Genomic DNA, 21,853 nt, shown 5'->3' with positions numbered 1-21,853 from the left:
TCTGCCCGTTGCGCCTGAGGCGCGAACGGGCGGCATTGCATAATGGCTCATCCCGATGAGTGCGGGAATTAATGAATAGTTTTCCCTGGTGGCGACGCAGTGCGGGAGCGCGCGATAGTTTCCTCACGGCTTTTTAATTGCACTGCACCTTTTTAATAAAACATTATTTACACATTAGCTATGTCTTTTTTTGACTTTAGGATAATCCGGAAATAATCCGGTCACCTTATTGGAATAATAATATCGCCAGGGTTAATCAGTTATTTAACTGTGGCGGAAGGCATAACTAAGGAATATCTGAATAGTATGCTAAGCCTTTGGGTTCTCTCAGGGTCTGGACCGCAGAATCAGTGAATATTGCGCTTAACGTGTAGCGTAAGCCCGGCTCAACAATTTGCGAAATCGTACAGCCCGAAGAGGATTGTCTACGCTTAAGAAGAACTTACTGAGAAAGGAGCGCGCATGCAGAGAGAATCTTATGGTTTACTGGCGGTTGATAAGCAGGGCAATCGCGTCCTGTTTCTTAACCCGGAAACCTTCGCGGTCGAGCGCGAGCTGAACGCTTTTCCACCGCGACCGCATGAACTCCTGATGCTGGCACCCTGGGGTAAAGCGTATGTGCCCATCTATGGTGACGGCGTTCATGGCAATAACCCGCATCCGGGTCACAAAGTGGCGATCATTGATTTGCAGCGTCGCGAGATCAGCGGTTTTATCGATCTGTCGCCGTTACGTGCCCCACACAGTGGGCAGCTGGGCCGCGATGGTAAAGTCTATCTCTGCTGTGAGCAGAGTGCCGCTGTAGCCGTGATCGATCCGCAGACCGACAACGTGGAAAAGATCATCCCGATTCCTTCTCACAACGCGCATCGCCTGACGCTGTCACCCAGCGGGCGCAAACTTTTCACCGATAACGAAGAGGATGCAACCATCACCGTCGTGGATCTCTGTGAAGCAGAGGGACGGGTGATTGATACGATTCTGCTGCCGGGACCGATTGCGGGCATCGCCGCTTCACCAAAACACCCTTATCTGGTCGCCAGTGCCGCGGATGCGCCGTTGCTCTATGTGATCGATCGGCAGAGCCACCGTATTCGCCAGCGCATTACGCTGCCGGGTCATCAGCAGCCCTGCCAGGTGGTTCGCTTCAGCGCCGATGGCGAACAGCTGGTGGCGATTGGCGATCAGGAACCGCTGGTAACGCTGTTTGACGACCTGCTGAATCCGCTGGGCGATATCAGCGTGGGCAACATGCCGATGGATGGCTGCTTCACGCCAGACAGGCAACAGCTGCTGATTGCTAATCAGGATGATGGCACGCTGAGCGTGATCGATCTGGTGCAGCGTAATGTGATTGCCACACCGCGTGTCGGAACGGGCTGTGAGGTGCTGGGCTATTTTCCGATGGGTCAGATAAACGGACGATGATAGATCGCGGAACTCCAGTGGCGGCTGCTGGCATGTTTCTCTGCCTGCCAGCCGCGTTTACGCAATTCGCGCGCAATCATCTTGTTCATGATGCCGTGACCCAGCAGCAGCACCGTGCCATCCTGTGAGTGCCCGATCAGCTTCTCTGCCGCCGCCGATGCGCGGCTGCGTGCATGTTGCAGCGACTCCGCTTCACCCGCATAACCGCAGAACCACAGCAGCCGCAGTAAGGCCAGCCAGCAGAGCGTCGGCAGCTGAAAGGCACCCGTTCGCAGCAGCGGTACGGCAACTTCGCTGTAGAGCGCATCAATCTCATGAGGCTGCAGGCCAAGCTGGTTCAGAGAGGATTGTGCGCGGGGAAGGGGACTGCAGACAATAATCGTGGCCTCATGGGCAATCTCAATACTGCGCGGTGGCGGCCCGTCACTGACTCCGGACTGATCGTAAGCTTCGCACCAGTCTGCAAGTGCCTGCACGCTCTGACGACCCGCTGCCTGGTGGTCAGGTTTACCGTGGCGCATCAGAATAATGGTCATAACACCTCTGTCAGGCTTTTTTTCAGGGTAACGCATTGTCTGCGCTTACAGCGACTTTTCAGAATAAAGAGGAAGTGTCATCTGCACGTAATCAGGGTGTGCGACAACAGAACCCGATGAAAGGATTTTAGCCTGGCTTATAACGCTTAATGATTAGAGAAAATGCTAACTTATCGTCCGGAGTGATTTTTTATTGTGCGATGAGGTGGCGTTAACTGGCTGAATTTGCGCTGAAAATGTGCGATGACGCAATGTGATAGTGAAGTTTTACTAACAATTTGCGTCGGGATCTCTTGATTTATCTACGCGCGTAGATACACTAAGCCCCAGTGATTGCTCACGGTGCCCGATGCACAGTAGGCTCCATTGATTGTTAAGTTACATTCGCTCAGTTTAAGCGACCGGTGAAAAATAGATCGGCGAAATAGGGCGGAGAGCTAGATTCCAACACCAGGGAATCCTTTAACCTTTCATCATGGTTAGTCAACTGAACGTCGCCACCGGGGGAATTCCGCTTTCATCAGGGAATCGACCCATGGACGGGCGTTTATCAATCTGCATACGCATTCAGGGATAGGGTTATGACGGCACACAATACCGTTAAGCAGCAGGCATCACTGTCTTCCACCTCAGCCGCCGACGAGCGGTTTAACACATCTTCAGGCCGCAAAGATTTCTGGCGTGCCACTTTCTCATGCTGGCTCGGAACGGCAATGGAGTACGCGGATTTCGCGCTCTACGGTCTGGCCGCCGGGATCATCTTCGGCGACGTCTTCTTTCCGGAATCGACTCCCGCGATGGCACTGCTCTCCAGCTTTGCGACCTGGTCAGTCGGGTTTATTGCCCGGCCCATCGGCGCGCTTTTTTTCGGCTGGCTCGGCGACCGCAAAGGCCGCAAGGTGGTGATGATCGCCACCATCATTCTGATGGGGGCGTCCACCACCTTTATCGGCTTAATACCGAGCTATGCCGCGATTGGTGTCTGGGCACCGGCCTGTCTGGTGCTTCTGCGCTTTACCCAGGGTTTCGGCGCGGGCGCAGAGTTATCGGGCGGCACGGTGATGCTGGGTGAGTATGCGCCGACAGAGCGTCGCGGACTGGTCTCTTCGGTGATCGCACTGGGCTCCAACAGCGGCACATTACTGGCCTCGCTGGTCTGGCTGCTGGTGGTACAGATGGACCAGCAGAGCCTGCTGGAGTGGGGCTGGCGTATTCCCTTCCTCAGCAGTGCCTTGATTGCCCTGGTTGCGCTGTGGATTCGACGCCATCTGCGTGAAACGCCGGTGTTTGAGCGCAGAAAAGCGGAGATGGAAGCAGAACGTGCAGGCGTGCTGGCGGTGCCGGTAGTGGATCAGCGGCCTTTCTTCCAGCGCACACGAGCCTTCTGGACCATGGTTGGCCTGCGTATCGGGGAAAATGGCCCCTCCTATCTGGCGCAGGGTTTTATCGTCGGCTACGTCGCGAAGGTGCTGATGGTGGATAAGTCCGTCCCGACAACGGCCGTGTTCCTTGCCTCACTGCTGGGCTTCCTGATTATTCCTTTTGCGGGCTGGCTCTCCGACCGTTTTGGTCGCCGGGTGGTGTATCGTGTCTTCTGTCTGTTACTGATGATTTACGCCTGGCCTGCCTTTACGCTGCTGGATACGCGTGAACCGATGCTGGTTATCCCGGTTATCGTGGTCGGTATGGCACTGGCGTCACTGGGTATCTTTGGTGTGCAGGCTGCATGGGGCGTGGAAATGTTCGGCGTTCATCATCGCTACACTAAAATGGCGGTGGCCAAAGAGCTTGGCTCGATTTTATCCGGCGGTACAGCACCGCTTATTGCCGCTGCTATGCTCTCTTATACCGGTCACTGGTGGCCGATTGCGGTCTACTTCTCGGCAATGGCCGCCATTGGATTCTTTACCACTTTTGTCGCTCCTGAGACGCGAGGGCGGAATCTCAATCTGCCTGAAGATGCCATCTAGATTTGCCTGAGGGTGCCGTCTGCCAGAATAGAGCGATAAACAGCAGGCCGTGTAAAGCGGCCTGTTTTTTTTATGGGGGAACGTGATGTGCCTAAGTCGTTAACGGGAAAAGTGACCCGCAGTGAAGTTGCGAAAGCGGCAGGCACCTCAGTGGCAGTCGTCAGTTATGTTATTAACAACGGGCCTCGTCCGGTCGCTGAGGCGACCCGTCAGCGGGTACTGGAGGCGATTAAAGCGACCGGTTACCGACCAAATGCGGCAGCACGCGCGCTGGCATCCGGTAACACCAAAACGTTTGGACTGGTGGTGCCCAACATCAGTAATCCCTTCGTGGCGTCAATGGCGCACGTGTTGTTGCAGGAGTCGATGAACCACGGTCACGTCATGCTGCTGGGTGATGCAGGTGACGATCGCAAACGTGAACTGGAGTTAATTCAGGGGCTGCTCAACCGGCAGGTCGATGGACTGTTTTACAACAGCGTCGATCGCCATCCTTATATCGACCTGATTAAAGCCAGTGGAACGCCACTGGTGATGCTGGAGCGGGTTGAGCCTCAGCCGGGCGTGAACATGCTGCGGGTCAATGAGCGTCAGGCCGCGTGGCAGGTGACGGCACATCTGTTGAGTCACGGTTATCAGCAGGCAGGGATCATCAGCGGCCCGGTCGATATGCTTAACGCACAGGATCGTATTCAGGGCTGGCGCGATGCCATGCACGATCGTGGCCTGCCGATTGATGAGTCGCTGATGTTTCCCGCCAGCTACACCCCACAGGGCGGCTACGAGGCGGCACAAACCATGATCGCCCGCGGCTGTGTGCCTCGTGCGTTGTTTACCAGCAATGAAGGTCAGGCGATTGGCGCGCTTCGCGCCTTTTCCGAACATCACATTCGCGTGCCGCAGGATGTGGCACTGGTCTGCTTTAACGGGACCAATCACTCGTCGTTTCATGTTCCGACATTAACGACCGTGCGCCAGCCACTGCGTGAGATGGCACGCTCTGCGATTCAGATGCTGAAAGAGGGGCAGAGCGAAGCGCAATTAAAGGAGTTTCCACATTATCTTGAAATTGGTGAATCCTGCGGCTGTCAGCCGCAAAGTCAGAGTTAATTTATAAAAATATGAAAAGAATCATTATTGATTGCGATCCCGGCAATGGTATCGCGGGTGCCAACACCGATGATGGGCTGGCGATTGCGCTGGCCTTAGCGTCACCAGCCCTGTCGCTGGAATTAATCACCACCGTAGCGGGTAACACGCCATGTGACGTGGGTGCACGCGTTGCCAAAGATCTGATCGTCCGGCTGGGATTATCTATCCCGGTCGTACAGGGCGCGATGCAGGCGTTACAGGAAGATCCTGCGCCATGGCGCGAAACGCTGGATCATCGGGTCAATCAGCTTGCGCTGGGAAAACTCTGGCAGGATGTGCGTCAGCCAGCCGATATTGCGGCGGATGCGTTTGATGCGGCTGACGCTATCGGCAAACTGATTTGCGACAATCCGGGCGAGATTACGCTGGTGGCAATTGGCCCGCTGACGAATGTGGCGCTGGCGATGCAGCGCTATCCCGCCCTGGCTGAATCGGTGGCGGAAATTGTGATCATGGGCGGCGTCTTCTCGCTGGATGACTACATCAAAGATACCAATTTTGGTCTGGATCCCGAGGCGGCGCATCAGGTGCTGCACAGTGGTGCTGCGGTAACACTGGTGCCGATGGATGTCACCACGCAGACGCTCCTGACCCAGCAGGATCTGACCCGCCTCACCGCCGTCGATCATCCGCTAGCCGACTTTGTGCGCGACACACTGCGACCGTGGATCGACTATTCAATGGAAACCCGTCAGCTGGCGGGGTGCTGGATCCACGATGCGCTGGTGGTCGCCTGGTTGCTGAATCAGCAAGTTGCCTCGGGCATCGATTACCGGGTTGATATCGAACTGCGTCCCGGTGCGACGCGTGGCAAAAGCTGGCGTTATCGTCAGCCGCTTCGGCTCACCGTCGGTGTGCCTGATCACTGCGGCGCATCGGTGCATGTGCTGCATAGCGTCGATAACACGCTGCTGTTGTCGATCATCGAACAGGCATTTAAGCGCCTGACATCCTGAAGTCATGGGTGATGAACTGCGCCCGCTTATTGCGCATGATCGGCTGTCATGATGGGGCGGGGATTATCACCGGCTGACAAAATCTGTCAGGTTACCAGCAGCATTCGGGCGCAGTCAGAGGATGCGTATTTTATGAGAAAATACAAAGCGTTAAATGGATTCGCACACGTCGATCCAGCGGGCGTTAGTCAGTTCAGCCATCTGCTGTGGCGAGATGCGGACGGCGCTGTGGATAGCGCCAGCGGCGGGCAGGACTTCATCGAAGCTACGCAGTGAAACATCACAGTAGACGGTCAGCGGATTCTCCAGACCGAACGGACAGACGCCGCCCACCGGGTGGCCGGTCCAGTTAATCACCTCGTCGACGCTCAGCATCCGCGCTTTCGCGCCCAGCGCTGCTTTCAGCTTACGATTATCCAGCCGGGCATCGCCGCGTGTCACAATCAGCACCACGTCGTTTTTGACTTTCAGTGACAGGGTCTTGGCTATCTCTCCTGGCGTCACGCCATGGGCGCGTGCAGCCATCCCGACCGTTGCAGTGCTTTCTGCCAGTTCAATAATTTCAATTTCAGGGGCGTGTTCGGCAAAGAACTGGCGCACGGACTCCAGACTCATCTTTCTCTCCAGGCTGATCGAAGGCGTAAAAATTGCCACAAGCCTCAGTGCCTGTAAACGAGATAAACGGAGAATTCGTTGCAATTAAGTCTGTTTAGCTGCCGTTCAGGGTGCAGTTGCCGCATTGTTCGACATCAGGGATGCGATAACGCTGGCAACAGCTGCGACGGACCAGTTCGCCGTTACGCGGGATCATGGTGCGGTAAAGGGGGTTTTCGCTGCCATCCAGCAGCCGCTGGTTGAAGAACAGCGCCTGCTCCAGTTGCAGGATTAGCGACTCATCGATCTGGCTTTTCAGCTCACCCAGGAACCACTGGAATGAGTAGCCCATGTTGTTCCAGATGAGTCGGGCGTTGATATCACCATGCTGTGTAATCCCATTGACCACCGGGATCAGATGCTGCTGAATCAGCCGATCAATGCGCTGCAGGGAATTAAGATAGCGCGCTTCTTCATCTTCCTGCACATCGATCCAGAATGTGGCCGGATGGCCATTCTCATGAAACCCGACGCGAATATGCTCAGGCGAGCAGTCCAGCGCACGTGACTCCTGCAACAACGCCATGATGAGCGGTGGCAGCAGCAGGCCAAAATACCACTGTGCCCAGAGTGACAGCACCGGTTTCGCTTCACGAACGGCATCAGGATGATCGCGATAAAGATAATCACTATAGCGCTGGATGAGCGGGGCAAAGGTCTCTGATTCCGACCAGGCGGCAAGCAGCAGCGTGTCGCGCGGAGCTGACTGGCTGAACTTCGTCGATTCAAGCAAATAACTGCGCTGTTGCTGCAGCCGCTCATGCAGGCTTTCCGCCAGCGGGCGGTCATTCTGCCGGAAGATCATCGACTGAGCGCGAAAACGCTGTTCCTGAGCTGAAGCAGTGGCCATGACGACTCGCAGAAAGTGTAGATAAGAAAGCAAATGATAATCGTTATTGATTAACTCTACAAGTCGTGTAAAAAAACGTCTCTGCTGGCGGGAAAACGGCGGGGATTGAGAGCGGTCATCAGGCCGGACAGAGCAGCACATCGCTCGCCACTGTTCCGGTCAGTAACGACCGCGTTATGTTTACTCAGGCATGTTCGCTGGAAGTCTGAGGCTGCTGTCGGGGCAAATCATCCCAGGCAAGAATGGTATTGCGACCCTGATTTTTAGCCACATATAACGCGCTGTCCGCATTGGCGACCGCCAGATCGAACTCATTATCATAAATGGGTGCGATACCCGCACTAATGGTAACGTGGGTTGAAACGGTCTCATTGAATAGGTGAGGGATTTCTAAATCCAGCACATACTGGCGGATTCGCTCTGCCAGCTTCATGGCGATGGAACTGTTCACATTGGTCATCAGCACCAGGAACTCTTCGCCACCGTAGCGGGTGACGACATCGCGCGAACGCACTGCATCACGAATCGCGACAGAGACCCGCGCCAGCGCCTGATCGCCCATCGCATGTCCATAGTTATCGTTGTAAGCCTTGAAGTGATCGATATCGAGCAGCAGCACGTAGTGGCTGCCGGCATGGTTTTCCAGAATATTATCGAGCCGGTTCTTCAGGCCGCGGCGGTTGTAGAGTCCGGTCAGCGGATCGAGCATGCTGAGATCGCTGAATGTCTCTTTCTCTTCATAGAGCTGATGCATCAGGCGCAGGGTAAAGTTGTCGGCACGGCGGCGCATCAGATGCTGCAGGGAGAAACCGATCAGGGGCAGGGTGATGGTCAGCAGGATCAGCGGCAGATGCTGTCCATCGTCGAGCAGTAATACGGTGAACACCGGCGGCGCGACGTGCAGACAAAATGCACCCAGATAATCGCTCAGTGCGATGGCACTGATAAATAACACACTGATCAAACTGATAATAAGAAAGCCACCATCAAAATAGAACACCTGATGAAAGCGATAATTAATGTGCCAGGCCCAGAGCATGCCCAGCAGAAGTGCCACAGGATTTAACAGGGGAAGTTTTAGTCTGGGCCATATTAAATAGGTAATTAACATGATGCCGCTGAAAGCCGCGACACAAATTACCGGCAGAGTCGCGTCATTGGTCTCATTGCTCATTACGGGCAGCAGATAAAATAGTGAAACGGCGATATTTAAAAAGAGAAAAAGCATCACTGAAAGCCGGTATTTACTCTGTTTCAGTTCTTCATATGATTGTAATTTCATTATAAATACTCGTGACGGCCCTGAAATACCAAAGCGCAAGCCGGCAAAAAAAGATTCTGCCAGAGAGTGAGCAAATTATTGCTGTTGCTGTTATTAAAAGTGTTATCGGCCGCAATCTAGCATTTTCCAACTGGTCTGTCATCTTCGTTGCCGGACGTGAGAAAAACAGGCTGCAAGGCTGTTAAAACTGTCATATGATAATGGGAATGCTTATCATTTGAGGTTTTCGTCATGGGGATAGCGATTATTGCGGCCTGCAGCCTGTGGGGAGTCAGCTGGGCATTGGGTAAAAAACTGGATAGCGCGTGGGGCGTATTGCTGCCCTGCATCGCACTGCCGCTGTTCGCCTTATGGGAACCGAGCTTCAGTCAGTGGCGGATGGTGATGACGGTTGCCCTGCTGCTGACGGTCGTAATGCTGTTCAGCCCGCGTCTGCGTCACTATCTGCTGCTGCCATCCTGTCTGGCGTTAGCAGGCGGACTGGCGGCTATCTCTGTGAATTTTCATCTGATTTAATCAGGGCGGAGCGGCTGAAAATCGTGGTACAGCGTCAAGCGACTGGATGAGCGAAACAGGGCTGAAAAACTAAAGTGAGCAGGGGATAAAACGATACTGCAAGGGAAGCAGAAAGGCATTGCAGGAAAAAACAGAGGATGACAACGTTGGTGCGAAGAGAGGGACTTGAACCCTCACGTCCGTTAAGACACTAACACCTGAAGCTAGCGCGTCTACCAATTCCGCCACCTTCGCATCGAGTTGTCCGTTCATATCACCGCAATGGTGCGAAGAGAGGGACTTGAACCCTCACGTCCGTTAAGACACTAACACCTGAAGCTAGCGCGTCTACCAATTCCGCCACCTTCGCGCAGTGCTCGCGATATGAAACATGTGATTTTGGTGCGAAGAGAGGGACTTGAACCCTCACGTCCGTTAGGACACTAACACCTGAAGCTAGCGCGTCTACCAATTCCGCCACCTTCGCATACCCGTAACACCCTGAGAATGTTACAACCACGGAGGCGCATTCTAGAGATTTTACTCTTTGCGTCAACAACTATTTCGTCGGGCTGAAACGATCGCTGTAAAAAGCAACGTTTTCAGCCCGGCAACGCGGTTGACGGCGGGAAAAGCGCTTAGCGGGTTTTGGCTCCGCGACCGTAGACGGCACGATAAACTTTGAAACGGCCGGTCTGCGCGATAACTTCGTGGCTGCCAAAGGCTTCATCCAGCACCTGTGGGTAGGGCAGGAAGGTGTTTGCGACGATACGCAGTTCGCCACCGGTGTTCAGGTGTTTCACTGCGCCACGGATCAGCGCCTGGGCAGCATCGAGGCTGGTCTGGGTACCTTCATGGAACGGCGGGTTCGAGATAATCATGTCGAAACGACCCGTTACGTCAGAGAAGACGTTGCTGGCGAAGACTTCGCCTTCGATGCCATTGGCGGCCAGCGTCAATTTACTCGCTTCGATGGCAGCCGCGTGCACGTCACACAGCCACAAACGCACTTTAGGCGAACGGGCCGGCAGAGAGGCGGCAATCACGCCTGCGCCACAGCCCATATCCAGCACTTTACCTTTGGTATGCGCAGTAAAGGTCGAGAGCAGCAGGGCACTGCCGCTGTCCAGGCCGTCACGGCTGAAAACGCCAGGCAGGGTATGGATTGTCAGACCATCCAGCTGATACTGATGACCAAAGCTGCTGGCATCAAACTCAGGCTGTTTGTCCAGGCGACCATGGTAGAGACCACAGCGACGCGCGCTGTCGATTTTCTCCAGTTTCACCCACGACTCCACCATGCCTTCGGCACTGCGCACGCCGCTGCGGTTTTCACCGACCACGAACACGTCACAGCCGACCGGCAGCAGAGAGAGCAGGTTCTGTAGCTGGAACTGCACTTCCGGCTTATTCTTGGTCCAGAAGTAGACCAGGGTATCGCAGCCCTGCACATCTTCTGCCTGCGCAACCATGCCGTAACGCGCCTGCTCGCCCATACGGCGGCTCAGGTTTTGCCAGTGATGATATTGCTGGGTGTGAACGCGCGACGAGGCGGTTTCCAGCTGAGCGGGCAGGTCATCCTGCAGATCGCCAGCAAATAAAACATGGCGGGCGGTAAATTCATCACTGTGGCGCAGAATGACTTCGCTGGCCGGGGTTAAAGCAGACATGTAGGGCTCCTGTAAGATCTGAGCGGGGATTATAGAGGTTTGTTGGCGCATGTTCGATGGGTTTGCTAGCATAGCGTCGCATTCAGGCAGCAGAACAGGTAACACCATGACGTCCAGGCGCGACTGGCTTTTACAGCAAATGGGAATTACACAGTACCAGCTGCGCCGCCCGCGCGTGCTTCAGGGCGAAATTGCCGTCACGCTGGCACCGGATACGCAGTTAATTATTGTCGCTGACGCACCGCCCGGTCTGCATGAACCGCTGATGCGCGACGTGCTGCATGCTCTCAATCTGCAACCCGCACAGGTCATGACCGTGACGCCGGATCAGCTGCAAATGCTGCCAGAGACGCTGAACTGCGCGGGCTGGTTACTCGGGGTGGAGAGCGAACAGACTTTCAATGGCGTGGCATTAACCAGCGCCTCTTTCAATGAACTCATCAGCAGCGGCGTCGCCAGACGCGCGCTCTGGCAACAGATGTGTAACCATGACAGCCATCTCTTTACTCACCCCTGACGATCTGGCGCAGGCCTACGCCATTGAGTGTCGTAGTCACGCGTTTCCCTGGAGTGAAAAGACGTTTGCCAGCAATCAGGGCGAGCGCTTTATCAATTTACGTCTCGATGTCGACGGCAAAATGGCCGCTTTTGCCATTACCCAGGTGGTGCTGGACGAAGCCTCGCTGTTTAACATCGCGGTCGATCCCGCCTTTCAGCGCCGGGGATTGGGTCGCGAGCTGTTGCAGCATCTGATCGATGAGTTGATCAAACGCGACGTGCTGACGCTGTGGCTGGAAGTGCGGGCCTCGAACCTGCCCGCCATTGCGCTCTATGAGCAGCTTGGATTCAATCAGGTCAGTCGTCGTCCCAACTATTATCCCACCGCCAGCGGCCGTGAAGATGCCCTTCTCATGGCCCTGACGCCGTAGTGGTGTTAAGGAGCTTTAATGATCGATAACTGGGATTGCATCCTGTTTGATGCGGACGATACCCTTTTTCATTTCGACGCCTATGCCGGTTTGCAGCGCCTGTTCGCCGGATATGACGTGCAGTTCACCGACCAGGATTACAGCGATTATCAGGCGATCAACAAACCGCTGTGGGTCGATTATCAGAACGGCACTATCTCAGCGTTACAGTTGCAGACTCAGCGTTTTAACCACTGGAGCGAAAAGCTCAGCGTGGCGCCAGAGATCCTTAACAGCGGCTTTCTCTCCGCAATGGGGGAGATCTGCACGCCGCTGCCGGGTGCGGTTAGCCTGATGAATCAACTGCATGGCAAGGTAAAGATGGGGATCATTACCAACGGCTTTACCGCGCTGCAGCAGACGCGTCTTGAGCGCACCGGTTTCCGTGATTACTTTTCGGCGCTGGTAATCTCTGAGCAGGTCGGCGTGCCAAAACCGGCGGCAGAGATCTTTGATTATGCGCTGAACCTGATGGGCAATCCGGATCGTCAGCGGGTGCTGATGGTCGGGGATACGCCGGAATCCGATATTCTCGGCGGCATGAATGCCGGGGTGAAAACCTGCTGGCTCGATCATGGCACCCGGCCGTTGCCGGAACATATCAAACCGACCTGGCAGGTCAAATCGCTGGCTGAGCTGGAAGCGCTGCTGATCGGCTAAGGGAAGCTGTCTCGCAAATCCGCAACGTTCCCATAAAAAAGGCCCGCACAGCGGGCCTTTCTCGTTTTATCCTTTCAACAGAGCCGGACATTACTCTTTCTTCGGGTCATCTTCATCCCGATCCTCCTGCACCGGCGTGCTGGCGGTGAGCAGGAACGGTGACTGCTGCCAGCGGGTGCGGCGGTGGCGCAGCAGAGTACGGGAGAGAATAATGCCGATGGCCAGCGCCAGCAGCATCATCAGACGCAGAATATTGGTGGTGTTATCGACCTGATGTGAGTCGGTGACCAGCACATGGGTATCCAGCGTTACGCGCAAAAAGCCCAGCGGGCCATCGGTTCCGGCCAGCGGCTGCACAATCTGGTGGTTGAAATAGCTGCCCGCGCGCTTGCCATCGAGCGCCAGCCGGTCGCGGACATTGATGTTTTCACCGCTGTGCGCCACCAGGCTGCCGTCTCCGTCATACACGGATGCATCCAGAATACGGCTGTTCGCCGTCATCTGATTAAGAATGGCTTCAATCTGATTCCGGTTATTTTCACTGTTGTCCATCAACGGCTTAAGGCTGAACGCCACCTGGCTGGTCAGCGTATGCGCCAGCTCCTCGACCTGCTCAGAACGCGCCGTCTGATGGCCGAGACTGAACCAGGAAGCACCCTGCATCAGCACGACCAGCAGCGCCATCGAGATAAGAACGATCACGGTACGGTGTAAGCGAAATTTCAGTGCGGTTTTAGCCATTAATCATCCGGGTCATATCACAACAGAAAGCCTGGAGATTATGTTGCCAGAAGCGGCGCAGACAAGGTAGCCTCTTGCGTGGTTTTGTTGTCCCTACAGGAGCTCTGATGCCAAATCGTTTAACCTGGTGCGATCTTCCCGCCGATGTCTCCCTCTGGCCGGGTTTGCCCCTTTCTCTTAGCGGTGATGAAGTGATGCCGCTGGATTATCGCGCTGGCCGTACCGGCTGGCTGCTGTATGGCCGCGGGCTGGATAAGCAACGGCTGACCGATTACCAGCACCAGCTGGGTGCGGCGATGGTGATCGTCAGCGCCTGGAACGTCGATGAGTATCAGGTGATTCGCCTGGCGGGATCGCTGACGCCATTTGCCAGCAAGCTGGCGCACGACGCCGGGCTGGACGTAGCGCCGCTGGGCAAAATCCCGCATCTCAAAACGCCAGGCCTGCTGGTCATGGATATGGACTCGACCGCGATTCAGATCGAATGCATCGACGAAATCGCTAAACTGGCGGGCTGCGGCGAGCAGGTAGCGGAAGTGACGGAGCGCGCAATGCGCGGCGAACTCGACTTCACCGCCAGCCTGCGTCAGCGCGTTGCCACGCTGCAGGGCGCAGACGCCAATATTCTCAAACAGGTGCGCGATGCGCTGCCGCTGATGCCCGGCTTAACGACGCTGACGCAGAAATTGCAGGCACTGGGCTGGCAGGTTGCCATCGCGTCCGGCGGCTTTACCTACTACGCCGAATACCTGCGCGACAGGCTGCATCTGTCGGCGGTGGTGGCCAATGAACTCGAAATTCGCGACGGCAAACTGACCGGCAACGTGCTGGGTCCGATTGTCGACGCACAATACAAAGCCGATACCCTGAAGAAGCTGGCGCAGCGTTTTGACATCGCGCCGGAACAGACGGTGGCAATCGGCGACGGGGCCAATGACCTGCTGATGATCAAAGCCTCAGCGCTGGGCATTGCGTTCCATGCTAAACCTAAAGTGAATGAGCAGACTGCGGTCACCATTCGTCATGCCGATTTAATGGGTGTGTTCTGCATCCTCAGCGGCAGCCTGATCCACGAAGAGCGTTAACAGAGGTATTGATTTGGCCAAAGCGGCAAAACGCGCATTTGTCTGTAATGAATGTGGCGCAGATTACCCACGCTGGCAGGGGCAATGCAGCGCCTGTCATGCCTGGAACACCATCACCGAGGTGCGCATCGCCGCCTCGCCCGCCGCTGCACGTAACGAGCGCCTGAGTGGTTATGCCGGCAGCGCTGGCACCAGCCGGGTGCAGAAGCTCTCTGAAATCAGCCTGGAGGCGTTACCGCGTTTCTCGACCAGCTTTAAAGAGTTTGACCGGGTACTGGGCGGCGGCGTCGTGCCGGGCAGTGCCATTCTGATTGGCGGCAGTCCGGGCGCGGGCAAATCCACGCTGCTGCTGCAGGTGATGTGCCGCTTGTCAGAAGGGATGAAAACCCTTTACGTCACCGGAGAAGAGTCACTGCAACAGGTAGCAATGCGCGCCCATCGTCTGGGATTACCCACCGAAAATGTGAATATGCTGTCGGAAACCAGCATTGAGCAGATCTGCCTAATCGCCGAACAGGAGCAGCCGCAACTGATGGTGATCGACTCGATCCAGGTCATGCACATGGCGGAGATCCAGTCATCACCGGGCAGCGTGGCTCAGGTGCGTGAAACCGCCGCTTACCTGACGCGTTTCGCCAAAACGCGCGGCGTGGCGATCATCATGGTCGGCCACGTCACCAAAGATGGCTCGCTGGCCGGACCGAAGGTGCTGGAGCACTGTATTGACTGCTCAGTGCTGCTGGATGGCGATGCCGATTCCCGCTTTCGCACGCTGCGCAGCCATAAAAACCGCTTCGGCGCAGTGAATGAGCTGGGTGTGTTTGCCATGACCGAGCAGGGCATGCGTGAAGTCAGCAACCCGTCCGCTATCTTCCTGTCGCGTGGCGAAGAGGTTACCTCGGGCAGTTCGATTATGGTGCTGTGGGAGGGAACGCGTCCGCTGCTGGTAGAGATTCAGGCGCTGGTCGATCACTCAATGATGGGCAATCCTCGTCGCGTGGCAGTGGGTCTGGAACAGAACCGTCTGGCGATTCTGCTCGCCGTTTTACACCGCCACGGCGGATTGCAGATGGCGGACCAGGATGTGTTCGTCAACGTGGTTGGTGGCGTTAAAGTCACCGAAACCAGTGCGGACCTGGCGCTGATGCTGTCGATGGTGTCGAGCTTGCGCGATCGTCCGCTGCCGCAGGATCTGGTGATCTTCGGCGAAGTGGGGCTGGCCGGTGAGATCCGTCCGGTGCCCAGCGGTCAGGAGCGCATCTCTGAAGCGGCGAAGCATGGTTTCAAACGCGCCATTGTACCGGCGGGGAATGCACCGAAAAAACCGATTGCCGGGATGCAGGTTTTCAGCGCGAAGAAGCTGGCCGATGCGCTGGCGATTCTGGACGATCTGTAACGCGCCTGCGGCCAGCCTGCGTCGCGGGCTGGCCGCTCCCACCTTAACCGCATTGATGCAGGAGGCATGACATGTCGTCGTTTGATTATCTGAAAACGGCCATTCGCCAGCAGGGTCATACGCTGCAACAGGTTGCTGATGCCAGCGGCATGACCAAAGGCTATCTGAGCCAGTTGCTCAATGCCAAAATTAAAAGCCCCAGCGCGCAAAAGCTGGAGGCGCTGCACCGTTTTCTCGGACTGGAGTTTCCGCGCCGCGATAAAACGGTGGGCGTGGTATTTGGTAAATTTTATCCGTTGCATACCGGCCATATCTATCTGATTCAGCGCGCCTGTAGCCAGGTGGATGAGCTGCATATCATTATGGGTTATGACGAGCCGCGCGACCGTGAGCTGTTTGAGAACAGCGCAATGTCACAGCAGCCGACGGTCAGCGATCGCCTGCGCTGGCTGCTGCAGACCTTTAAGTATCAGAAAAATATTCGCATTCACGCCTTTGATGAAGAGGGGATCGAACCCTATCCGCACGGCTGGGATGTGTGGAGTCAAGGCGTCAGCGCGTTTCTCAGCGAGCACGGCATTGCGCCGGACTGTATCTACACCAGCGAAGCGCCCGATGCGGAGATGTACCAGCAGCACCTGGGCATTCAGACCGTGCTGGTCGATCCTAACCGATCCTTTATGAGTATCAGCGGCGCGCAGATTCGTCAGGATCCGTTCCGCTTCTGGGATTACATTCCCACGGAAGTGAAACCGTTCTTTGTGCGTACCGTGGCGATCCTCGGCGGAGAGTCGAGCGGTAAATCGACGCTGGTGAATAAACTCGCCAACATCTTTAACACCACCAGCGCCTGGGAATATGGCCGCGATTATGTCTTTTCCCATCTGGGTGGTGACGAAATGGCGCTGCAATATTCCGATTACGACAAGATCGCGCTGGGCCAGGCGCAGTACATCGATTTCGCCGTCAAATATGCTAATAAAGTGGCGTTTATCGACACCGACTTTGTGACCACGCAGGCGTTTTGTCTCAAATATGAAGGGCGTGAACATCCCTTTGTGCAGGCGTTGATCGATGAATATCGCTTTGATCTGGTGATTCTGCTGGAGAACAACGTGCCCTGGGTTGCGGATGGATTGCGCAGCCTGGGCAGTTCGGTAGATCGGCGGGAGTTTCAGTCGATGCTGGTCACGATGCTGCGGGAAAATAACATCGAATTCCTGCATGTGCAGGAAGATGATTATGACACCCGTTTCCTGCGCTGCATTGAGCTGGTAAAAGCGATGCTGGGCGAGAAAAACGCCCAGTAACGCAAGCTATGACCCGGCTGCTATGCGGTAGCCGGGTCAGGGCATTAATAGACCATCACCACTTTGCCGCGCATGTGGCCTTCCAGCACACGCTGATGGGCGGCGGTTAAGGTCTCAACGCTCAGGCCGTGCAGCGTTTCGCTCAGCGTGGTCTGCAGCTTCCCTTCGTCCAGCAACGCTGATACCGCATCCAGAATCTCGCCCTGACGCGCCATATCCGGTGTATTGAACATGCTGCGGGTATACATCAGCTCGAAGTGCAGTGCCGCACTCTTCAGCTTCAACTGGTCCATCGACAGGGGATGTTCGTTTTCCACGATGGTGCAGATATGACCCTGCGGAGCGATCAGTTTTGCCATAGTTTCCCAGTGACCGTCAGTGTCATTGAGGCAGAAGATATAATCGACCTGCTTGATGCCCTGTTTCTCCAGCTCACCGATCATATCTTTGTAGTTGATCACCAGATCGGCACCGCGATCGCTGCACCACTGCGCGGAATCTTCACGCGAGGCCGTCGCAATGATCTTCACCTTGCTGCGCAGCTTCGCCAGCGGGATCGCCAGCGATCCGACACCGCCTGCACCGCCGACGATCAGCAGAGTCTGATCGTCAGTTGCGCTCTCAAGATTCAGTCGTTCAAACAGGCCTTCCCAGGCGGTCAGGGCCGTCAGCGGGATCGCCGCCGACTGCGCCCAGTCCAGGCTCTCTGGCTTGTGACCGGTGATACGTGAGTCCACCAGTTGCTCAGTGCTGTTACTGCCAGGGCGGGTCAGGTCGCCAGCATAGAAGACTTCATCGCCAGGCTTAAAGTTGCTGACTTTGCTGCCCACTTCCAGCACGACGCCGCTGGCATCCCAGCCGAGAATGCGTGGCTGCTGTAAGCCGTTCTTTTTCGCCCCTTTGTGAACCTTAGTATCGACTGGGTTGACTGATGCGGCTTTGACTTCAACGCGCAGGTCATACTCACCTGGCGTTGGGGTTTCAGGGAAAATTTCAGTGAAGTTTTCAGGATTTTCCGGATTAACTGCGATAGCGCGAATAGACATAACGTTTTCCTGTTTAGTCAGGCCTGGAGCCTGAATTGTGTGGTTACTATTCTGGCCCTGAAGAGTGCTCACACTTTCAGGGGCTGAGCCACGCTGTCCGTGGCAGGCTGCTGTAATGATTCGGAACAGGCTTTAAGTGTAGAACCTGGTTTTAGCGGTGATAAGATGGACAATATTTCATAGAGTGTTCGTCTGAGGTGAACAATGGCGTTTCGTCAGTGGCAGGATATGGCGTTGTTTGCGCTGGTAGCGGAATGCGGTAGCTTTACCGGCGCGGCTGAACGTGCAGGTCTGCCCAAATCGAGCGTCAGTCAGCGCATCAGCCAGCTGGAGCAGCGGCTGGGAATCCGGCTGCTGAACCGCACTACCCGACAGCTCAACCTGACCTTTGCCGGTGAGCGCTATCTGCTGCACTGTCAGGAGATGATGCAGGCCAGTGAGCGCGCCGATCAGGCTATCGCCAGCCTGCGGGAAAACCCCAGCGGGCGCCTGCGCATCACCAGCCCGGCAGGCATTGGTGCCACGTTGCTGGCGCGCTGTAATGCAGCGTTTTTACGTCTTTATCCTGATGTGACGCTGGATGTTTCGATCTCTGATGAGATGCGCGATCTGGTGCAGGAGGGCTTTGATGTGGCGCTGCGCACCGGACAGCCGCAGGAGTCCTCGCTGATTGGCCGGCGGATAGGCAACTGCCCGCGACTGCTGGTTGCGTCACAGCACTATCTTAATCAGCATCCACCATTGCTACATCCACAGCAGCTGTCGGCTCACCGCTGTATTGCGCATCGCGCCTGGAATGAATGGGTATTGCAGCGTGACGATGAGTTCTACCGCTGGCTGCTGCCGCCGGGTCATCTCACCGACAATTTACTCTATGCGCGCGAATCGGCGCTGGGCGATGCGGGCATTACGCTGCTGCCACATTTTCTGACCGATGGCGCGATGGCGGATCCCCGGCTGGTGCCGGTGCTGCCGGAGTGGGAAGTGGAGGGGAATGAGCTGTGGCTGGTCTATCCGGGTCGTAAACTGAATTCACCTGCGCTGGCGCGCTTTATTGAGTTTGCGCTGCAGTCACCGGTGTTCAGGGAGTTTTATCGCTGATTGGCACGATATGGCGCAGAAACAGTGCCGCCATCTTTTGCGGGCCAGACTGATAACCTGCAATATTTGCCGCTAACCAGTCGCTGGCGCTCAGGCCTTTCCAGCTCACCTGATAGCCCGCATGAAGAATAATATGTTCGAACAGAATGCGTAATGCCCGACCGTTTCCTTCCCGGAAGGGATGCAGGATATTGAGCTCGCAATAATACCAGGCAATCTGATGACAGAAGGCTTGATGGTCCTGTTGTTCCAGCAACCTCTCCTTCGCCAGTTTTGCAAATAATCTCTCCGCTTCACGCGCAATAAAAGCCGGCTGGCAAAATCGGGTCTGCCCTTTGCTGATTGATATATCGCGTATCTGTCCTGCCCAGCTATACAGCTCGTTAAACAGGCAGTAATGGATGTGGCACAGCGACTGAAGGGTGAAAGGGGGATGAGAGAGCTTAATGGTGTGAATGGTCAGCGCGGTAACATCACGCTCAGCCTGATCGAGCAGAGTCTGGTCGCGAATATCGTAACGATTAATCAGAACATCGGAATCGGGGTAACAGTAGTGATCTCGCCAGACAAGATAACGATTCACGTTCAGCTCCTGTCACTGCTTATAGCGGCGTCGAACCTGTTTCAGGGTTGATAATTCCACATCGGCTGAAATATGTATCCCCTCAAGCAGTGAACTAGCGGCAAAGTTCGCGACTTTATTCGCTTCATAAATTGCTTCCGCTTTTTTAGCCAATGGACGATCGGCTTTTTTCTTCATTGCGCTCAGACCTTAAAAGTAACAGGTGAAACAGGAGGAGGCCTGAGCCTCCCCCAGAGTCGATTACTTCGTCATACGTTTGTACTTGATGCGCTTCGGCTCCAGCGCGTCAGCGCCGAGGGTACGCTTCTTGTACTCTTCATATTCGGTAAAGTTACCTTCGAAGAATTCGATGTTGCCTTCATCCTGATAATCCAGAATGTGCGTCGCGATACGGTCCAGGAACCAGCGGTCATGCGAGATAACCATCGCACAGCCCGGGAACTCGAGCAGGGCGTTTTCCAGCGCGCGCAGGGTTTCGATGTCCAGGTCGTTGGTTGGTTCATCGAGCAGCAGCATGTTGCCGCCAACCTGCAGCAGCTTCGCGAGGTGCAGACGACCACGCTCACCACCGGAAAGTTCGCCCACGCGTTTGCCCTGATCGACGCCTTTGAAGTTAAAGCGGCCGACATAGGCACGGCTTGGCATTTCGGTGTTTCCGATACGCATGATGTCCTGACCGCCGGAGACTTCTTCCCACACGGTTTTGGAATTGTCCATGCTGTCGCGGAACTGATCGACGGAGGCCAGCTTAACGGTCTCGCCCAGCACAATGCTGCCGGAATCAGGCTGTTCCTGACCTGACATCATACGGAACAGCGTGGATTTACCCGCGCCGTTCGGACCGATAATCCCGACAATCGCGCCTTTTGGCACAGAGAATGAGAGATTGTCAATCAGCACACGGTCGCCATAGGACTTACGCAGATTGCTGACTTCCAGCACTTTGTCACCCAGACGGGCACCTGGCGGAATGAACAGTTCGTTGGTTTCGTTACGCTTCTGGTAGTCGGTATTATTCAGCTCTTCAAAGCGTGCCAGACGGGCTTTGCCTTTCGACTGCTGGCCTTTTGGTCCTTTGCGAACCCACTCCAGCTCTTTCTCAATCGACTTACGACGAGCGGCTTCAGAAGAGGCTTCCTGCGCCAGACGCGCATCTTTCTGCTCCAGCCAGGAGGAGTAGTTGCCTTCCCACGGGATACCTTCACCGCGGTCAAGTTCCAGAATCCAGCCTGCCACGTTATCCAGGAAGTAACGGTCATGCGTAATCGCGACGACGGTACCCTCGAAGTCATGCAGGAAGCGCTCCAGCCAGGCGACAGATTCGGCGTCCAGGTGGTTCGTTGGTTCATCCAGCAGCAGCATGTCTGGTTTTTCCAGCAGCAGGCGGCACAGGGCGACGCGGCGACGTTCACCACCGGAAAGGGTGGCGATTTTCGCGTCCCAGTCCGGCAGGCGCAGCGCATCGGCAGCACGCTCCAGCTGAGTATTCAGGTTGTGACCGTCGTGTGCCTGGATGATCTCTTCCAGACGACCCTGCTCAGCGGCCAGCTTGTCGAAGTCTGCACCCTCTTCGGCATAGAGCGCATAGACTTCGTCGAGACGTTTCAGTGCGCCAACCACTTCTGACAGCGCTTCTTCAACCGACTCACGCACGGTGTGTTCAAGGTTAAGCTGCGGTTCCTGCGGCAGGTAGCCAATCTTGATGCCTGGCTGCGGACGCGCTTCCCCTTCGATGTCTTTATCAATGCCGGCCATGATGCGCAGCAGGGTAGATTTACCCGCACCGTTCAGGCCGAGTACGCCGATTTTTGCGCCAGGGAAGAAGCTGAGCGAGATGTTTTTCAGGATATGACGCTTCGGCGGAACGACTTTGCCGACGCGATGCATGCTATAGACGAATTGAGCCACGTTGGTTTGAGCCTCTGGGTCTGTTGGTCGTTGGAATGATGTCGAAGTTTAGCCTTTTTCAC

22 protein-coding genes and 3 tRNA genes are annotated in these 21,853 nt (G+C 55.7%); 12 read left to right on the top strand and 13 right to left on the bottom strand.

The window, feature by feature from the left end:
- Positions 1-462: 462 nt before the first annotated feature.
- Positions 463-1,428 (top strand): WD40 repeat domain-containing protein, encoded by a 966-nt coding sequence (locus F3I44_RS09340; RefSeq protein ID WP_150010977.1) that lies wholly within the window; start codon positions 463-465, stop codon positions 1,426-1,428.
- Here the strand turns inward: F3I44_RS09340 and F3I44_RS09335 are convergent.
- A complete protein-coding gene (locus F3I44_RS09335; RefSeq protein ID WP_150010975.1) occupies positions 1,410-1,964 on the bottom strand; it encodes a histidine phosphatase family protein in 555 nt (184 codons plus the stop codon). The genes F3I44_RS09340 and F3I44_RS09335 overlap by 19 nt on opposite strands.
- 581 nt (positions 1,965-2,545) lie before the next feature.
- Here F3I44_RS09335 and F3I44_RS09330 point away from each other — a divergent pair.
- From F3I44_RS09330 to F3I44_RS09320, 3 genes are all read left to right on the top strand, one after another.
- Positions 2,546-3,934 (top strand): MFS transporter, encoded by a 1,389-nt coding sequence (locus F3I44_RS09330; RefSeq protein WP_150010973.1) that lies wholly within the window; start codon positions 2,546-2,548, stop codon positions 3,932-3,934.
- Positions 3,935-4,021: 87 nt separating this feature from the next.
- Positions 4,022-5,044 (top strand): LacI family DNA-binding transcriptional regulator, encoded by a 1,023-nt coding sequence (locus F3I44_RS09325; RefSeq protein ID WP_150010971.1) that lies wholly within the window; start codon positions 4,022-4,024, stop codon positions 5,042-5,044.
- Between the two features lie 11 nt (positions 5,045-5,055).
- Positions 5,056-6,042, top strand: a complete 987-nt coding sequence (locus F3I44_RS09320; protein ID WP_150010969.1) for a nucleoside hydrolase — start codon at positions 5,056-5,058, stop codon at positions 6,040-6,042.
- A 150-nt stretch (positions 6,043-6,192) separates the two neighbouring features.
- On the opposite strand, the gene F3I44_RS09315 is transcribed toward F3I44_RS09320, so the two are convergent.
- The 3 genes from F3I44_RS09315 to F3I44_RS09305 form a co-directional block, all read right to left on the bottom strand.
- Complete coding sequence (locus tag F3I44_RS09315; RefSeq protein WP_150010967.1) at positions 6,193-6,657, bottom strand: YbaK/EbsC family protein; 465 nt, start codon at positions 6,655-6,657, stop codon at positions 6,193-6,195.
- A gap of 94 nt (positions 6,658-6,751) precedes the next feature.
- Positions 6,752-7,546, bottom strand: coding sequence for a siderophore-iron reductase FhuF (fhuF, locus tag F3I44_RS09310; protein ID WP_150010965.1), 795 nt, complete (start codon positions 7,544-7,546; stop codon positions 6,752-6,754).
- Between the two features lie 184 nt (positions 7,547-7,730).
- Positions 7,731-8,828, bottom strand: coding sequence for a diguanylate cyclase (locus F3I44_RS09305; RefSeq protein ID WP_150010963.1), 1,098 nt, complete (start codon positions 8,826-8,828; stop codon positions 7,731-7,733).
- Positions 8,829-9,059: 231 nt separating this feature from the next.
- Between F3I44_RS09305 and F3I44_RS09300 the strand changes: the two genes are divergently transcribed.
- Positions 9,060-9,344: a DUF1435 domain-containing protein gene (locus tag F3I44_RS09300; RefSeq protein WP_150010961.1), complete on the top strand. Its 285-nt coding sequence runs from the start codon at positions 9,060-9,062 to the stop codon at positions 9,342-9,344.
- 147 nt (positions 9,345-9,491) lie between these two features.
- Here F3I44_RS09300 and F3I44_RS09295 read toward each other — a convergent pair.
- From F3I44_RS09295 to rsmC, 4 genes are all read right to left on the bottom strand, one after another.
- Positions 9,492-9,578 (bottom strand) — tRNA-Leu (locus F3I44_RS09295).
- 28 nt (positions 9,579-9,606) lie between these two features.
- Positions 9,607-9,693 (bottom strand) — tRNA-Leu (locus tag F3I44_RS09290).
- A 30-nt stretch (positions 9,694-9,723) separates the two neighbouring features.
- A tRNA-Leu gene (locus F3I44_RS09285) sits at positions 9,724-9,810 on the bottom strand.
- A gap of 151 nt (positions 9,811-9,961) precedes the next feature.
- On the bottom strand, positions 9,962-10,993 hold the full coding sequence (gene rsmC, locus F3I44_RS09280; RefSeq protein WP_150010959.1) for a 16S rRNA (guanine(1207)-N(2))-methyltransferase RsmC: 1,032 nt from the start codon (positions 10,991-10,993) through the stop codon (positions 9,962-9,964).
- 106 nt (positions 10,994-11,099) lie between these two features.
- Here rsmC and F3I44_RS09275 point away from each other — a divergent pair, with 106 nt between their 5' ends.
- Genes F3I44_RS09275 through yjjG form a run of 3 tightly spaced genes read left to right on the top strand, consistent with a single transcriptional unit; the run spans position 11,100 to position 12,621 of the window.
- Positions 11,100-11,510, top strand: a complete 411-nt coding sequence (locus F3I44_RS09275; protein WP_150010957.1) for a DNA polymerase III subunit psi — start codon at positions 11,100-11,102, stop codon at positions 11,508-11,510.
- A complete protein-coding gene (rimI, locus tag F3I44_RS09270; protein ID WP_150010955.1) occupies positions 11,482-11,922 on the top strand; it encodes a ribosomal protein S18-alanine N-acetyltransferase in 441 nt (146 codons plus the stop codon). Before F3I44_RS09275 ends, rimI begins: the two co-directional genes overlap by 29 nt.
- Positions 11,923-11,940: 18 nt before the next feature.
- Complete coding sequence (gene yjjG / locus F3I44_RS09265; RefSeq protein WP_150010953.1) at positions 11,941-12,621, top strand: pyrimidine 5'-nucleotidase; 681 nt, start codon at positions 11,941-11,943, stop codon at positions 12,619-12,621.
- A gap of 90 nt (positions 12,622-12,711) precedes the next feature.
- On the opposite strand, the gene F3I44_RS09260 is transcribed toward yjjG, so the two are convergent.
- Entirely contained in the window at positions 12,712-13,362 is a 651-nt protein-coding gene (locus F3I44_RS09260; RefSeq protein WP_150010951.1) for a YtjB family periplasmic protein, read from the bottom strand.
- Positions 13,363-13,469: 107 nt separating this feature from the next.
- Here F3I44_RS09260 and serB point away from each other — a divergent pair, with 107 nt between their 5' ends.
- The 3 genes from serB to nadR all read left to right on the top strand — a co-directional run bounded on the left by serB (position 13,470) and on the right by nadR (position 17,153).
- On the top strand, positions 13,470-14,447 hold the full coding sequence (serB, locus tag F3I44_RS09255; RefSeq protein WP_150010949.1) for a phosphoserine phosphatase: 978 nt from the start codon (positions 13,470-13,472) through the stop codon (positions 14,445-14,447).
- A gap of 13 nt (positions 14,448-14,460) precedes the next feature.
- Positions 14,461-15,843 carry a DNA repair protein RadA gene (gene radA, locus F3I44_RS09250; protein WP_150010947.1) on the top strand — a complete coding sequence of 461 codons (1,383 nt, stop codon included), beginning with the start codon at positions 14,461-14,463 and terminating at the stop codon, positions 15,841-15,843.
- A gap of 71 nt (positions 15,844-15,914) precedes the next feature.
- A complete protein-coding gene (gene nadR / locus F3I44_RS09245) occupies positions 15,915-17,153 on the top strand; it encodes a multifunctional transcriptional regulator/nicotinamide-nucleotide adenylyltransferase/ribosylnicotinamide kinase NadR (protein ID WP_150010945.1) in 1,239 nt (412 codons plus the stop codon).
- Positions 17,154-17,197: 44 nt separating this feature from the next.
- Here nadR and F3I44_RS09240 read toward each other — a convergent pair whose 3' ends face one another.
- The gene (locus F3I44_RS09240) at positions 17,198-18,199 is read right to left on the bottom strand and encodes a zinc-binding alcohol dehydrogenase family protein (RefSeq protein WP_150010943.1); all 1,002 of its coding nucleotides are present in this window, start codon (positions 18,197-18,199) and stop codon (positions 17,198-17,200) included.
- Between the two features lie 204 nt (positions 18,200-18,403).
- On the opposite strand from F3I44_RS09240, the gene F3I44_RS09235 reads away from it, so the two are divergent.
- Entirely contained in the window at positions 18,404-19,300 is an 897-nt protein-coding gene (locus F3I44_RS09235) for a LysR family transcriptional regulator (RefSeq protein WP_150010941.1), read from the top strand.
- Here F3I44_RS09235 and F3I44_RS09230 read toward each other — a convergent pair.
- The 3 genes from F3I44_RS09230 to ettA all read right to left on the bottom strand — a co-directional run bounded on the left by F3I44_RS09230 (position 19,281) and on the right by ettA (position 21,791).
- Positions 19,281-19,883: a putative adenosine monophosphate-protein transferase Fic gene (locus F3I44_RS09230; RefSeq protein ID WP_150010939.1), complete on the bottom strand. Its 603-nt coding sequence runs from the start codon at positions 19,881-19,883 to the stop codon at positions 19,281-19,283. The two genes, F3I44_RS09235 and F3I44_RS09230, sit on opposite strands and share 20 nt — an antisense overlap.
- A 12-nt stretch (positions 19,884-19,895) precedes the next feature.
- Positions 19,896-20,060, bottom strand: coding sequence for a YhfG family protein (locus F3I44_RS09225; protein WP_150010937.1), 165 nt, complete (start codon positions 20,058-20,060; stop codon positions 19,896-19,898).
- Between the two features lie 63 nt (positions 20,061-20,123).
- Positions 20,124-21,791 carry an energy-dependent translational throttle protein EttA gene (ettA, locus tag F3I44_RS09220; RefSeq protein ID WP_150010935.1) on the bottom strand — a complete coding sequence of 556 codons (1,668 nt, stop codon included), beginning with the start codon at positions 21,789-21,791 and terminating at the stop codon, positions 20,124-20,126.
- Positions 21,792-21,853 lie beyond the last annotated feature (62 nt).

The sequence above is a fragment of the Pantoea sp. F_5 genome, from assembly GCF_008631595.1.
In the GTDB taxonomy this organism is placed as follows: Bacteria; Pseudomonadota; Gammaproteobacteria; order Enterobacterales; family Enterobacteriaceae; genus Pantoea; species Pantoea gossypiicola.
The sequence above is the reverse complement of the archived record's forward strand: the minus strand, read 5'-3'. Positions and strand labels throughout refer to the sequence as shown.